General features: G+C 60.0%; 14 protein-coding genes. 3 read left to right on the top strand and 11 right to left on the bottom strand.

Annotation, left to right across the window (positions count from 1 at the left end):
• On the top strand, positions 1-356 hold a 356-nt coding region (locus HQL44_16795; protein MBF0270243.1), incomplete at its 5' end, for a hypothetical protein.
• Positions 357-427: 71 nt separating this feature from the next.
• Positions 428-1,120 (top strand): hypothetical protein, encoded by a 693-nt coding sequence (locus HQL44_16790; protein MBF0270242.1) that lies wholly within the window; start codon positions 428-430, stop codon positions 1,118-1,120.
• A gap of 183 nt (positions 1,121-1,303) precedes the next feature.
• Here HQL44_16790 and HQL44_16785 read toward each other — a convergent pair whose 3' ends face one another.
• The 8 genes from HQL44_16785 to HQL44_16750 are packed head-to-tail and all read right to left on the bottom strand — an operon-like array spanning position 1,304 to position 9,722.
• Positions 1,304-2,026 carry an SDR family NAD(P)-dependent oxidoreductase gene (locus tag HQL44_16785; protein MBF0270241.1) on the bottom strand — a complete coding sequence of 241 codons (723 nt, stop codon included), beginning with the start codon at positions 2,024-2,026 and terminating at the stop codon, positions 1,304-1,306.
• Positions 2,026-3,474 (bottom strand): amidophosphoribosyltransferase, encoded by a 1,449-nt coding sequence (locus HQL44_16780; GenBank protein ID MBF0270240.1) that lies wholly within the window; start codon positions 3,472-3,474, stop codon positions 2,026-2,028. The genes HQL44_16785 and HQL44_16780 overlap by 1 nt, the downstream gene beginning before the upstream one ends.
• Before the next feature lie 29 nt (positions 3,475-3,503).
• On the bottom strand, positions 3,504-4,166 hold the full coding sequence (locus HQL44_16775; GenBank protein MBF0270239.1) for a CvpA family protein: 663 nt from the start codon (positions 4,164-4,166) through the stop codon (positions 3,504-3,506).
• Positions 4,163-5,536 (bottom strand): DNA repair protein RadA, encoded by a 1,374-nt coding sequence (radA, locus tag HQL44_16770; GenBank protein ID MBF0270238.1) that lies wholly within the window; start codon positions 5,534-5,536, stop codon positions 4,163-4,165. Before radA ends, HQL44_16775 begins: the two co-directional genes overlap by 4 nt.
• A gap of 7 nt (positions 5,537-5,543) precedes the next feature.
• Positions 5,544-6,323, bottom strand: coding sequence for an ABC transporter ATP-binding protein (locus HQL44_16765; GenBank protein ID MBF0270237.1), 780 nt, complete (start codon positions 6,321-6,323; stop codon positions 5,544-5,546).
• Positions 6,320-7,048 (bottom strand): ABC transporter permease, encoded by a 729-nt coding sequence (locus tag HQL44_16760; GenBank protein ID MBF0270236.1) that lies wholly within the window; start codon positions 7,046-7,048, stop codon positions 6,320-6,322. Before HQL44_16760 ends, HQL44_16765 begins: the two co-directional genes overlap by 4 nt.
• 57 nt (positions 7,049-7,105) lie before the next feature.
• A complete protein-coding gene (gene alr, locus HQL44_16755; protein ID MBF0270235.1) occupies positions 7,106-8,194 on the bottom strand; it encodes an alanine racemase in 1,089 nt (362 codons plus the stop codon).
• The gene (locus HQL44_16750) at positions 8,187-9,722 is read right to left on the bottom strand and encodes a replicative DNA helicase (GenBank protein MBF0270234.1); all 1,536 of its coding nucleotides are present in this window, start codon (positions 9,720-9,722) and stop codon (positions 8,187-8,189) included. The genes alr and HQL44_16750 overlap by 8 nt, the downstream gene beginning before the upstream one ends.
• A gap of 225 nt (positions 9,723-9,947) precedes the next feature.
• On the opposite strand from HQL44_16750, the gene HQL44_16745 reads away from it, so the two are divergent.
• Positions 9,948-11,051 (top strand): HD domain-containing protein, encoded by a 1,104-nt coding sequence (locus HQL44_16745; protein MBF0270233.1) that lies wholly within the window; start codon positions 9,948-9,950, stop codon positions 11,049-11,051.
• Between the two features lie 251 nt (positions 11,052-11,302).
• Here HQL44_16745 and rplI read toward each other — a convergent pair whose 3' ends face one another.
• From rplI to rpsF, 3 genes are read right to left on the bottom strand one after another with little or no spacing between them, the layout of a single operon-like run.
• Positions 11,303-11,860 (bottom strand): 50S ribosomal protein L9, encoded by a 558-nt coding sequence (gene rplI, locus HQL44_16740; protein MBF0270232.1) that lies wholly within the window; start codon positions 11,858-11,860, stop codon positions 11,303-11,305.
• Positions 11,861-11,872: 12 nt separating this feature from the next.
• Entirely contained in the window at positions 11,873-12,145 is a 273-nt protein-coding gene (locus tag HQL44_16735; protein ID MBF0270231.1) for a 30S ribosomal protein S18, read from the bottom strand.
• Positions 12,145-12,528 carry a 30S ribosomal protein S6 gene (rpsF, locus tag HQL44_16730; protein ID MBF0270230.1) on the bottom strand — a complete coding sequence of 128 codons (384 nt, stop codon included), beginning with the start codon at positions 12,526-12,528 and terminating at the stop codon, positions 12,145-12,147. The genes HQL44_16735 and rpsF overlap by 1 nt, the downstream gene beginning before the upstream one ends.
• Positions 12,529-12,617 lie beyond the last annotated feature (89 nt).

Raw genomic sequence — 12,617 nt, 5'->3', positions numbered from 1 at the left:
ACACATATCCCGACGATAAAATATCCGACATCCGCTACAGTTTCGTCATCTTGGCGGGCAGTGTTTCCGAAATCGTTGGAACCCGCGACAAGCTGCCGCCTGATTACCGTCCGCTCGCCATGCATTTCTTCTATTGCCTTGACAATTTTGTCGAGCCGGTCGGCGATGGCGTGGATGGAAACCAAACCCGCGAAGAACACTGGAACATGAGTAAGAACGAACTCTTGGCCTTCTGGCACAGCAACAAAAAATGCAATCCGGTTGTAAAGCATGATGATCCGAATGAGCTGGCGAAGTACTTTCCGAACAAACCAGCTTCTAATTGGGGCTGGAAATTTTATTCCGAATTACGGTAGCGCGATTGATCGTCTTTCCTTCAAGCGGTTTCAAACAACGCCGTTCCCGCCAAAGCCGGGAGGGAGATGACGTGAGATACGCGTTGCGTTGCTGTTTATGGGCGGCCTTGGTTGCTTTGGCGCTCCACCCCATCAGGGGATGGTGCCAGGACCAGGAGATGCGGCTGCCCTATGACACCCACTGGCCTCTCATTCCCGAAAATCAGGGAATGAAATTCTTTCTAGGCAAATGGTATCCGACCTTCATGCAGAACTACCATGCCATCAACTACATGATCCTTCACGCTGATGGCCGCATCACCTACGGCAACAACTATCCCGCCGAGGGCTTTTACAGGATCGTCGGCACGGGCAGAAACTTCGTTTTGCTTTTTGTGAAGGACCACCATTTTGAAACGCCCGGAGAAGAATTTACGCGATATAAATTCATGTTTTTCCATGCGCCCTCCTTTCGAAAGAACACCCCGGATCGTCCGCCCGCAATTGCCAGCGAAGGATTTATGTGGGTTCCTGAATGCGGGTTCTACTTCTCGCCCAAATGGGACAAGAAGCGTGACCCCTACGACTTGGGCGAGGATGACTGGCAATTGCCGCCAGACAAGCTGCGCGAACGTTGGGACAATTACAAACCGTGCAACCCCAACCTGCCGGAAGCCAAGGCCAGTCCAGACTATCCGCTCGGCCAGAACTGGGGATCGGTTTCCAAATATCAGAGCGTCGGCCACGATTTTGAGCCAACCTATCCGCCCTGGCCTGGCAAATGACGTCGGCGTTGTCCGTGGCTTCATCGTCGTTCTCCTTTGGTCAACAAAAAAGGCGGCTTCGCTTCATGACGGCGATCCTTCCTGGGCGCAATAAGGGCGGTAATAGGATGGTTAATATACCATTACTAGCGGTTCGTCAAGGATCATTTTCTAATGACGATGCCGTATCTCTCGTGCGGGGAATTAAGGCCTAACGCCTGCCCGTACGATCTCGCCCGACCTGTCGCACGCGACCTCGGCCAGATCGACGAAAACATCGGTGATTTCCTCGGGCGCAGGATGTTGCATTGGGTCCTCGCCGGGAAAGGCGGTGGCCCGCATGCGGGTGCGCACGATGCCGGGATCGACCAGATTGGCCCGCACCTTGGTGATGTCGCCCACTTCGGCGGCATAGATGCGCACCATCTGCTCCAACCCCGCATTCGAAGCGGCATAGGCGGCGTAAAAAGGAAAGACGCCCTTGGTAACGCCCGAGGTTACGAACAGGGCGCGCCCGGCGTCCGACATGCGCAACAGCGGGTCCATGGCGCGGATCAGACGCCAATTGGCGGTCAGGTTCACGTCCATGGGTTCGGCCCATTCCTTAAGGCCGATATGGCCCACCGGGGCCAGCATGCCCAAAGCTCCCGCAATGCCCGCCAGCACGTCCAGGCGCTTGAAACGTTCGAACAGCGCCGCCCCCACCTGATCGATCTTGTCGCCGTCGCGCAAGTCCATCGGCACCAGAACGGCGTTCTGGCCGGTCAGTTGCTTGATCTCGTCGTCAAGTTCCTCTAGCGCGCCCTGGGTGCGGGCCAGGGCGATCACCGTCGCCCCTTCCTTCGCATAGCGCAAAGCCACGGCGCGCCCGATCCCCCGCGACGCCCCGGTGACCAGGGCGATGCGGCCCTGAAGCCTGCCCGCCATCACCTTGTCTCGGAAAGCAGCGTATATTGGCGCGCCGCCTCGCCGCCGTTTTGATCGGTCAAAGGCACCGGATAGTCGCTGGTGAAACAGGCGTCGCAGAACGAGCGATTCTCGCCGTCGCGCGGTCCCGCCCCCACGGCGCGGTAAAGGCCGTCGATCGAGATGAAAGCCAAGCTGTCGACCCCGATATGGCGCGCCATTTCCTCGAGGTTCATGCGCGCCGCCATCAGCTTCTCACGCTCGGGCGTATCGATACCGAAGAAGCATGAATTCACGGTGGGCGGGCTTGAAATACGCATATGCACTTCCTTGGCACCAGCCGCCCTGACCATATTGACGATCTTGATCGAAGTGGTGCCGCGCACGATGGAATCGTCGACCAGAATCACGCGCTTGCCTTCGATGCGGGCGCGATTGGCGTTGTGCTTCATCTTGACGCCCAGATTGCGAATGCCGTCGGTGGGTTCAATGAAGGTGCGCCCGACATAGTGATTGCGGATGATGCCCAGATCGAACGGCACGCCGGATTCCTGGGCGTAGCCCAGGGCGGCGGGAACGCCGGAATCGGGCACCGGGATCACGACATCGGCGGGCACATGGCTTTCGCGGGCCAATTCGGCCCCGATGCGCTTCCTGGTGTCATAGACGCTGATGCCCTCGATCACGGAATCGGGCCTGGCGAAATAGATGTATTCGAAAATGCAAAAGCGCTTGGGCGCCTTGTTGAAGGGACGCAGCGATTTGATGCCCTGCTCGCTTAAGATCACCATCTCGCCCGCTTCGACGTCGCGCACATATTCGGCGCCGATGATGTCGAGCGCGCAGGTTTCCGACGCCAGAATCCAGGCTTGGTCCAAACGGCCCAGCACCAGCGGGCGGAAACCGTGCGGGTCGCGCACGCCGATCACCGAATTCTCGGTCAGCGCCACCAGGGAATAAGCGCCTTCCACCTGCTTCAGGGCATCGACCATGCGGTCCTCGACGGTCGAGAACTGGCTTCTGGCGATCAAATGCACCACCACCTCGGTATCCGAGGTCGATTGGAACAGGCAGCCCTGCTTGACCAGTTCGCGGCGCAGCAGGTTGGCGTTGGTCAGGTTGCCGTTGTGACCGATGGACAGGCCGCCAAACTCGAATTCGGCAAAGAAAGGCTGCACGTTGCGCAACAGCGCGCCGCCCGCCGTGGAATAGCGCACATGGCCGATGGCCATATGACCCAGAAGCGTGCCGATCACCGACTGGTCGGCGAAATTCTCGCCCACCTCGCCCAGGCCGCGATGGGTGTAGAAACGCTCGCCCTCGCACGAGACGATGCCCGCCGCCTCCTGGCCGCGATGCTGAAGCGCATGCAGGCCCAATGCCGCGTGGGCGGCAGCACTCGCATGGCCGTAGATGCCGAATACGCCGCATTCCTCGTGCATCTTGTCGGGGTCGCTTGCCGGGAACATGGTTCCAACTCCTGGGACTGGGGTACGCATTATTGCTTGGATTTGATCAATCGGTCCAGTTCGCTTCGATCCTTGGCGTCATAGCCGCCCTTGGCGCGCTCGGGCGGCGCATTGGGGCCGGGCTTCAGCAACTGGTCCAGCATTTCTTTGCTTTCAGCCGCTTCCTGGGCTTTGGCGGCCGCCGCCTTGGCGTTTTTCTCGGCCTCGTCCAAACCGGACGGCACTAAAGAAACCAGTATCTCGGCGCCCATTTTCAGCAAAGGTCGTGTCTTGGCCTCGCGAATCCAAGAGGGCTGGTCATCGATAACCACCAGCCAGCCCAGAACCAGCCAAGCTAGGCAAACAATGGCTGCCCCCCTGAGCAGGCCGAAGCCGAAGCCCAGCGTGCGGTCCAGAAGGCCTAGATTGCTGTCGCGCACCCGTCGCGAAATCGCATGGGTGATCATGGAAAAAAGAACCAGAGCGGCCAGGAACAGCGCCCCGCCCGCCGCCAAATCGGCCAGCCAGGACAGGCTGATCCAATCGCGCGCGATGGGGCGAAGATGGGGAAGCCCGTACATGGCCGTAAAAATGGCCCCTGCCCAACCGCCCAGCGACAAAAGTTCGTGCACGAATCCGCGCATGAAGGCAAAGACGCCCGAGACCGCCAGCACGATCAGCACCACCGCATCCAAAGCCTGAATGCCGTTCATGGCTTGTCCTCGCGAAACAAGGCGACCAGATCTTCCAGATGGCCGATTTCCCGGGGCGAAATGCCCTGAACGCCACCCGGCGCCTTGCGCCGTCGCCTGGGGATCAGGGCGGCGCCAAAGCCCAGCTTGGCGGCCTCCTTCAAGCGGGCCTCGTCCTGGCCGACGGGGCGAACCTCGCCCGACAACCCCACCTCTCCGAACACCACCAGATCGGCTGGCACCGGCCGGTCGGTGGCGGAGGACAAAAGAGCTGCGGCGCAGGCCAGATCGGCTGCCGGCTCGGTGATTTTCAAGCCGCCCGCCACGTTCAAGTAAACATCGTTGCCCGACAAGGACATGCCGCACCTTGCATCCAGAACCGCCAGCATCATCGACAAGCGACCGCTGTCCCATCCCACCACGGCGCGCCTGGGCGTGCCCTGGCCGGAAGGCGCCACCAGGGCCTGAATCTCGACCAGCATGGGCCTTGTTCCCTCGACGCCCGCAAAGACGCAGCTGCCGCTTACGTTGCCCCTGCGCTCGGCCAGGAACAAGGCCGATGGATTCTCGACTTCCATCAAGCCCTTGTCGGTCATTTCAAAAACGCCTATCTCGTCGGTGGCGCCGAATCGGTTCTTGACGGCGCGCAAGATGCGATAGGGATGGCCGCGCTCGCCTTCGAAATACAGAACCGTATCGACCATATGTTCCAGCACGCGCGGCCCGGCCAACTGGCCTTCCTTGGTGACATGGCCGACCAGGAACAGCACGAAGCCCCTGCGCTTGGCCAGACGGATCAGTTCGGCCGCCGCCGAACGCACCTGCGAGACCGTGCCGGGCGCTGAATCGAGCGTATCCAGGTACACGGTTTGGATGGAATCGATCACCACCACGTCAGGGGTCGAAGCCTGATCCAAACTGGCCAGGATGTCGCGCACGCTGGTCGCCGAGGCCAATTGCACCTTGGCCTTTTCAAGCCCCAGGCGCTGCGCGCGCAGCCGCACCTGATCGACGGCCTCCTCGCCCGAAATATAGGCGCAAGTTGCGCCGCCCATGGCCAAGCGCGCCACCGCCTGCAACAACAAGGTCGATTTGCCGATGCCGGGATCGCCGCCCACCAGCAGGGCCGAGCCGGGAACCAACCCGCCGCCCGCCACGCGGTCCAACTCGTGAATGCCGGTCAGGCGTCTGGCGAAATTTTCGGGCGCGCCTTCAAGGTCAACGAAATCGATGCGCTTGCCGCCCTTGGCGGTGATGCCCTTGGGCACCGCCGCTTCGGCTTTTTCCTCAAGGATGGAATTCCAAGCGCCGCAGGTTTCGCACTTGCCCGCCCATTTCGAAGTGATCGCCCCGCATTCCTGGCAGACGAAGCGGGAGGTGTCCTTGGCCATCGAGCGCTCAGACCTTCACTTCCATCTTGATCGGGCCTTCCGCCCGGCCGTGGATGAATTGGTCGACATAGGGGTTTTCGGCCTTGTCGATGTCGGCCACCGGGCCGTCCCAGATGATCTTGCCCTTGTAGATCATGGCGATGCGATCCGCGATCTTGCGCGCCGAAGCCATGTCGTGCGTGATCGACAGCGCCGAAGCGCCCAATTCCTTCACGCATTTCACGATCAGGTTGTTGATGACGTCGGCCATGATCGGATCAAGGCCGGTCGTGGGTTCGTCGAAGAAAATGATTTCCGGGCTGGCGGCGATGGCGCGGGCCAGACCCACGCGCTTTTGCATGCCGCCCGACAGTTCGGCAGGCCCCAATTCGCCCACCTCGGCTGTCAAACCCACCTGAGCCAGCTTTTCGAAGGCGATGTCGCGGGCTTTGGCCCGATCCATCTTAAGGCCCTGGATCAAGCCGAAGGCCACGTTTTCCCACACTTTCAAGCTGTCGAACAGAGCGCCGCCCTGAAACAGCATGCCGAACTTCTTCATCACGCGTTCGCGGTCGGACAGGCCCAGGCCGATCACTTCCTCGCCATCGACCTTGATGCTGCCCTTCTCGGGCGTCAGCAGACCCAGCACCGATTTCAGCATGACCGACTTGCCGGTTCCCGAGCCGCCGATCACCACCACCGATTCGCCCTTGCCGACGGTCAGATTCAGACCATCCAGCACCACCTTGTGGCCGAAACGCTTATGGACATCCATCAACTGGATTTTTGGTTCGGGCGATGTGCTCATCTGGCAAAGAACAGTTCGGTGATGACGTAGTTGAAGATCAAGATCAGGATGCTGGCCGAAACGACGGCGTTGGTGGTGGCCGCACCCACGCCTTGCGCGCCGCCCTTGGAATTGTAGCCGTTGTAACAGCCCATCAGCGCGATGATGAATCCGAAGACGGCGGCCTTCACGAGGCCTGAGAACACGTCCATGAATTCAAGATAGTCGTAGGTCTTGGTCAGATAGGTGGCCGGATTGAAGCCCAGCTTGTAGATGCTGATCACATAGCCGCCGAAGACACCGATGATGTCGCCCACCAGCACCAGAATCGGCAGCATGGTCAGGCCCGCCAGAATGCGCGGCGCCACCAGATATTTCATGGGATTGGTCGACAGCGTGACCAGGGCGTCGATCTGTTCGGTGACGCGCATGGTGCCGATTTCGGCGGCCATGGAAGCGCCGATGCGCCCGGCCACCATCAGACCAGCCAGCACCGGCCCCAATTCGCGGGTCATCGACAGCACGACCACGGTCGACACCGCGCCCTCGGCCGAGAAGCGGGCGAAACCGGTATAGCTTTGCAGGGCCAGCACCATGCCCGAGAAAATAGTGGTCAGGCCCACGACCGGCAGCGAGTAATAACCGATATCGACCATCTGCTTGACGATCAGGCGCGGATAGAAAGGCGGGGTAAACAGATGGAACAGCGCGTTCACGGTAAACAGGGCCAGCCGCCCCGTCGCCATCAGGAAGGCCAAAATCACGCGTCCGACGGTGGTTGTAAAATCCAGCACCAGATGATCCTATCCGCCCACAAACCGCCTGAAATAACGCGGCCCGAGATTGGTCAGAATCTCATAGCCGATTGTCCCCGCAGCATCCGCCGCCTCGTCCACCGAAGCGCCTTCGCCCAGCAAGGTGACGAAAGCGCCGGGATGTACCGCCCCTTGCGGGACCCCCGTCACGTCGAAGGTGATCAGGTCCATCGACACGCGGCCCACCAAAGGCACGCGAACCCCATCCAGAACCCCGAACCCCCGGTTGGACAATGAACGCGGCCAACCATCGGCATAGCCCACGGCGACGGTCGCGATCCTGGTCCTTCCGCTAACCTTGTGGGTGGCACCATAGCCAACGGTTTCCGGCAAGTCAACGTCGCGAACCTGGACAATTTTTCCTTGCAGTTGAACCACTTGCGTCATGGGATTGGGCAGGTCCGGGGTAGGATTGACGCCATAGAGCGCCACCCCCGCCCGCACCAGATCGAAATGATAGTCAGCCCCCAGAAAAACGCCCGACGAATTGGACAGCGACGCGGGCAGAGGGGGCAACAGGCGGCGCATCTGGTTAAAGCGTTCCAACTGCTGGGCATTCTTGGGGTTTTCGCTCTCCTCGGCGCAAGCCAGATGGCTCATCAGCAAACACAAGCCCGCCCTGTCAAGGCGTGGGGCCTGCGCCTCCAACTCGGCCAAGGAAAGCCCCAGCCGGTTCATGCCCGTATCGACATGCAGGGCGGCCTTTGACTTGCCATCCGCCTTCGCCGTCCATTCCGCGATCTGCCCCGGCTCGTTCAAGACCGGGATCAGGTCGTGGTGGGAAAATTCCAACGCCGTACCCGGCAGCACGCCATCAAGAACGAAAATGCGCTCGCCCCGGCCCAGCGCCTTGCGCAGGCTGATGCCTTCGTCCAGGCGGGCCACGAAGAAGGACTTGCACCCCGCCTTGGCCAGAGCCGCTCCTACTTGCAAGGCCCCCAGCCCGTAGCCGTCGGCCTTGACCACGCTGGCCAGTTCCGCGCCGATCCGCAAACGCTTCCGAAGCCAGTTCCAATTGTTCGCCAGCGCCCCAAGATCGATGGTGAGAACGGCCCCCGCCGCCGCCTGGCTATTCATGATGCTCGGGTACGTGATCGGACTGGGCCAAATCGCTGAACTTGGTGGTGTTGCCGTCGAAGAACAGGCGCACCGTGCCGATAGGACCGTGGCGCTGCTTGGCGATGATGGCTTCGGCGGTGTTCCACACCTCTTCCATGCGCTTCACATAACGGTCGTGCCGGTCGTTGAACTTGTCTTCGGACTCGTCGGGGCGGCGCGTCGGCTCGGCGCGTTCCAGATAATATTGCTCACGGAAGACGAACATCACCACGTCGGCGTCCTGCTCGATCGATCCCGATTCGCGAAGATCGGCCAATTGCGGGCGCTTGTCCTCGCGCTGTTCGACGGCGCGCGACAACTGCGACAGCGCCAACACCGGCACATTCAGTTCCTTGGCCAGAGCCTTCAGATTCCTGGTGATGTCGCTGATTTCCTGCACCCGGTTTTCCTGTTTCGAACCGGCCGAGGCGCGCAGCAATTGCAAGTAATCGATAACGATCATGCCCAGCCCATGCGTGCGGGCCAAACGCCTGGCCCGAGTGCGCACCGCCGAAACGGTCAGCGCCGGAGTGTCGTCGATATACAGCTTAAGCCGCTGCAATTCCTGGCTGGCCGCCACCAGGGCGGTAAAATCGTCGCCCGACAATTCGCCCTGGCGGATCTTGTGCGATGGAATGCCCGTCTGCTCGGACAAAATACGCGTCGCCAACTGTTCGGCGCTCATTTCCAACGAGAAAAAGGCGACCACGGCGCCGTCGGCCACCTTTTTCTTGCCGAATTCATCCACCACTTCCCGGTAGGCTTTGGCCGCGTTGAACGAGATGTTGGTGGCCAGCGCCGTTTTGCCCATGCTGGGTCGTCCGGCCAGGATGATCAAATCCGAGGAATGCAGGCCGCCCAGTTTCTGATCCATATCGACCAGACCGGTGGGCACGCCCGACAGTTTGCCTTCGCGCTGGTTGGCCGCCTCGGCCTGACGGATGGCTTCCGTCATGGCGCGGTTGAAATCCTGGAAGCCCCCCTCGGAACTGCCCGACGAAGCCAGTTCGAACAGATTCTGTTCGGCCTGTTCGATCTGGTCGGATGCCGACACGTCAAGATCGGGGGCGAAGGCCTCGTTCACCATATCTTCGCCCAAGCCAATCAACTGGCGGCGCAGATACAGATCGTAAATCAGCTTGCCGTAATCATGGGCGTTGATGATGGTGACGGCGCTGCGGGCCAAGGCGGCCAAATATTGCGAGCCGCCCACTTCGCTCAGCAAGCCGTCGGATTCTAGATATGATTTCAGCGTGACCGGGCTGGCCAACTGGCCGCGCTCCAGCAGCTTGGCGATCGATTCGTATATCCTGGCATGAATCGGGTCGGAAAAATGCTTGGCTTCCAGAAACTCGGAAACCCGTTCATAGGCCTTGTTGTTGGTTAGAATGGCCCCCAACAGAGACTGTTCGGCCTCGGGGTTGGCGGGCGGAGCGCGAAAGCGCAACGGCTTGTCCTCTCCGGCGGGATTGAGCGGGCGGACATTATTGGCATCGAGTGTCTGCATGCGCGGCACACTATCAAAATGCGTGTTGCGGCGTAACTGTCATCGACTTGTTCCTAACGAGGAACACGGGGATATTGCCAAAGCGCAACGACAGGCTTGCCGCCCGCCTATTTCTCACATTACTCTCGTTCAAATTATCTGGGGTGGAAGATCGTGTCGGACAATGGCGGATTGACAGGAAATCTTGAGAGCGGAACGGCCCGCTTCTTAAGCGACCCGTTCGAGATGGACGAAGTGCAAAGCCCCGTTCAGCGGCTGATCGGCATTCATGACGAAATCCGCCAAGGTCTTGGACTGGCCGATGTCACGCGCATCGCCATCGCCTTGTACGACGCGAAAACCCACCGTTTGAAAACCTTTATCCGTTCTGGCCTTAAGGACAGCCCTCTTGACCATTACACGGCCAATCTGGACGACATTCCGTCACTAGTCGAAGTGGTGCGCCAGAAGCGCCCGCGCGTGGTCGACGATCTGGATGTTTTCAAGTCATCGCCCACGGTGCACAGTACGCGCCTGATCAAGCACGGTTTTCGTTCCAGCCTGACTGTTCCGATCTTTGATCGCGGCAACCTGTTCGGCTTTCTCTTCTTCAATTCCGAAACGCCCGGTTGTTTCAGTCCGGTCGTGGTTCATCAACTGCTGCCCTACGCCCGAACCATCGCCCTGTTCGCCATCAACGACATGCAGTCCATCCGCATGTTGCAGGCCGCGGTCAAAACCGCCCGCGAGATCACCCACCTTAGAGACGACGAAACCGGCGGCCATCTCGACCGCATGGCCCGCTATTCCCGCCTGACGGCGTTGAACCTTGCCGCCAAATATGGCTTCGACGATGAATTCGTCGAATATATCTATCAATTCGCCCCCTTGCACGATATCGGCAAGGTCGGCATTCCCGACGCCATCCTCTTGAAACCCGGCCGCCTGACCGAAAGCGAATTCGCCATCATGCGCGAGCATGTGGACAAGGGCATCACCATCATCGACGCCATGCGCCGCGACTTCAATCTGGACACGCTGTCGCACCTTCAGATCCTGCGCAATATCGTGGCCTTCCATCATGAAGCCATCGACGGTTCCGGATATCCCAAGGGATTGAAGGGCGACGACATTCCCATCGAGGCCAGGATCATATCGGTGGCCGACGTTTTCGACGCGCTGACCAGCGCCAGACCCTATAAGCACGCATGGACCTCCGAAGCCGCCTTCGAATTCCTGCATGGCGCCAAGGGATCGCGCTTCGATCACGACTGCATCGAAGCCCTGGAAGCCGGGTTGGATGAAATCAAAGACATCCAGGCCCAGTTCGCCGAAAGCCCGCTGGGGTAAGTGAGGCGCTTCTACGTTTCAAAATGATTTGCAAACATCACTTCACATCGTCATGCCCGGCCTTGTGCCGGGCATCCGCGTCTTGTCTTCTGACTTTGTTGCAAGAACATCGTGGATGGCCGGGTCAAGCCCGGCCATGACGGATTGAGACATCCGAAAAACTCCATTTCCAACGTCGAAAAGACAAAAGCAAAAAAGGCGGCTGGGTTGCCCCAACCGCCTTTTGATTGCTTAGCGTCGGAAAGAAAGGCTTAGATTTCTTCTTCAGCCTCTTCGACTTCTTCCTGGGCATCGCTGGCCTGCAGATACTCCTCGGCCATCTTGACGGCGGAGGTGGCTGCCTTGGCTTCGCGTTCGGCCTCTTCTTGCGAGCGGGCGATGGTCACGCCGACCTGCACCGACACTTCCGGATGCAGGCTGACCTTCACCATCGTCTTGCCCAGCACCTTCAAAGGCTGGTCGAGATTGACCTGACTGCGCTCGACCTTGAAGCCCTGGGCTTCAATGGCGTCCGCAATGTCACGCGCCGAGACCGAGCCGTACAGATGACCGGCTTCGCCAGCCTGACGCACCATGAGAAGGGCAAGCCCATCCATCTTGGCGGCCACGAACTGAGCCTCTTCCTTGCGCTTCAGGTTGACGGCCTCAAGCTGGACGCGCTGGCTTTCGAAATAAGCCAGATTTTCCTTGGTGGCGCGCAGGGCCTTCTTGCGAGGCAGAAGGAAGTTGCGGGCGAAACCCGTCTTGACCTTCACCACCTCGCCCATATGGCCGAGATTCTCCACGCGTTCGAGCAGGATGACTTCCATGAGTTGGTCCTCCTACTTCACAAGATAGGGCAACAGGCCCAGATAACGGGCGCGCTTGATGGCCTGCGACAGCTCGCGCTGCTTTTTGGCCGACACGGCGGTAATGCGCGAAGGCACTATCTTGCCGCGTTCCGAGATGTAGCGCGACAGGAGCTTGATGTCCTTGTAGTCGATCTTCGGCGCGTTGGGACCCGTGAACGGGCAGGTCTTGCGGCGGCGGAAGAACGGGCGGCGCGTTGCCCCACCGGCTCCACCGGCGCCACGGCCGGCTTCTTTTTCTTCCATCATGCTTCGTCTCCCTGACCATCGAAGCTGCGACCACCGCGGCGCGGACGCTCGTCGCGATCACGCGAACGCATCATGGCCGAAGGTCCATCCTCGAGTTCCTCGACGCGCACCGTAAGGTAGCGCACGATATCTTCATTCAGGCCCATCTGGCGCTCCATCTCCTTGACCACGTCGCCCGTGGCCTCGATGTTCATGAGCACGTAATGACCCTTGCGATTCTTCTTGATCTTGAAGGAAAAGCTTTTCAGCCCCCAATATTCCTTCTTGGAAACCGTGCCGCCCAGGGAAACGACCACGTTTCCAAACTGTTCGGCCAGGGCTTCCACCTGCGCGGCGGCGATATCCTGCCTCGCAATAAAGACGTTCTCGTAGAACGACATTCTGTACTCTCCTTCTGGCTTATCTCAGCCCGGATCATCCAGGCATAGCCGGCACCCTGCCGACAAGGAGGACCAACCGGAACCATACC

It is taken from the genome of Alphaproteobacteria bacterium, from assembly GCA_015231795.1.
Classification (GTDB): domain Bacteria; phylum Pseudomonadota; class Alphaproteobacteria; order Rhodospirillales; family WMHbin7; genus WMHbin7.
The sequence above is the reverse complement of the archived record's forward strand: the minus strand, read 5'-3'. Positions and strand labels throughout refer to the sequence as shown.

What these genes read in the sequence shown, in the direction of transcription:
- radA (MBF0270238.1), bottom strand. Translation starts at nt 5,536, where the DNA reads ATGGCCAAGGACACCTCCCGCTTCGTCTGCCAGGAATGCGGGGCGATC.
- HQL44_16745 (MBF0270233.1), top strand. Translation starts at nt 9,948, where the DNA reads ATGGACGAAGTGCAAAGCCCCGTTCAGCGGCTGATCGGCATTCATGAC.
- HQL44_16785 (MBF0270241.1), bottom strand. Translation starts at nt 2,026, where the DNA reads ATGGCGGGCAGGCTTCAGGGCCGCATCGCCCTGGTCACCGGGGCGTCG.
- rplI (MBF0270232.1), bottom strand. Translation starts at nt 11,860, where the DNA reads ATGGAAGTCATCCTGCTCGAACGCGTGGAGAATCTCGGCCATATGGGC.
- HQL44_16735 (MBF0270231.1), bottom strand. Translation starts at nt 12,145, where the DNA reads ATGGAAGAAAAAGAAGCCGGCCGTGGCGCCGGTGGAGCCGGTGGGGCA.
- HQL44_16780 (MBF0270240.1), bottom strand. Translation starts at nt 3,474, where the DNA reads ATGTTCCCGGCAAGCGACCCCGACAAGATGCACGAGGAATGCGGCGTA.
- alr (MBF0270235.1), bottom strand. Translation starts at nt 8,194, where the DNA reads ATGAATAGCCAGGCGGCGGCGGGGGCCGTTCTCACCATCGATCTTGGG.
- HQL44_16750 (MBF0270234.1), bottom strand. Translation starts at nt 9,722, where the DNA reads ATGCAGACACTCGATGCCAATAATGTCCGCCCGCTCAATCCCGCCGGA.
- rpsF (MBF0270230.1), bottom strand. Translation starts at nt 12,528, where the DNA reads ATGTCGTTCTACGAGAACGTCTTTATTGCGAGGCAGGATATCGCCGCC.
- HQL44_16765 (MBF0270237.1), bottom strand. Translation starts at nt 6,323, where the DNA reads ATGAGCACATCGCCCGAACCAAAAATCCAGTTGATGGATGTCCATAAG.
- HQL44_16760 (MBF0270236.1), bottom strand. Translation starts at nt 7,048, where the DNA reads ATGGCGACGGGGCGGCTGGCCCTGTTTACCGTGAACGCGCTGTTCCAT.
- HQL44_16775 (MBF0270239.1), bottom strand. Translation starts at nt 4,166, where the DNA reads ATGAACGGCATTCAGGCTTTGGATGCGGTGGTGCTGATCGTGCTGGCG.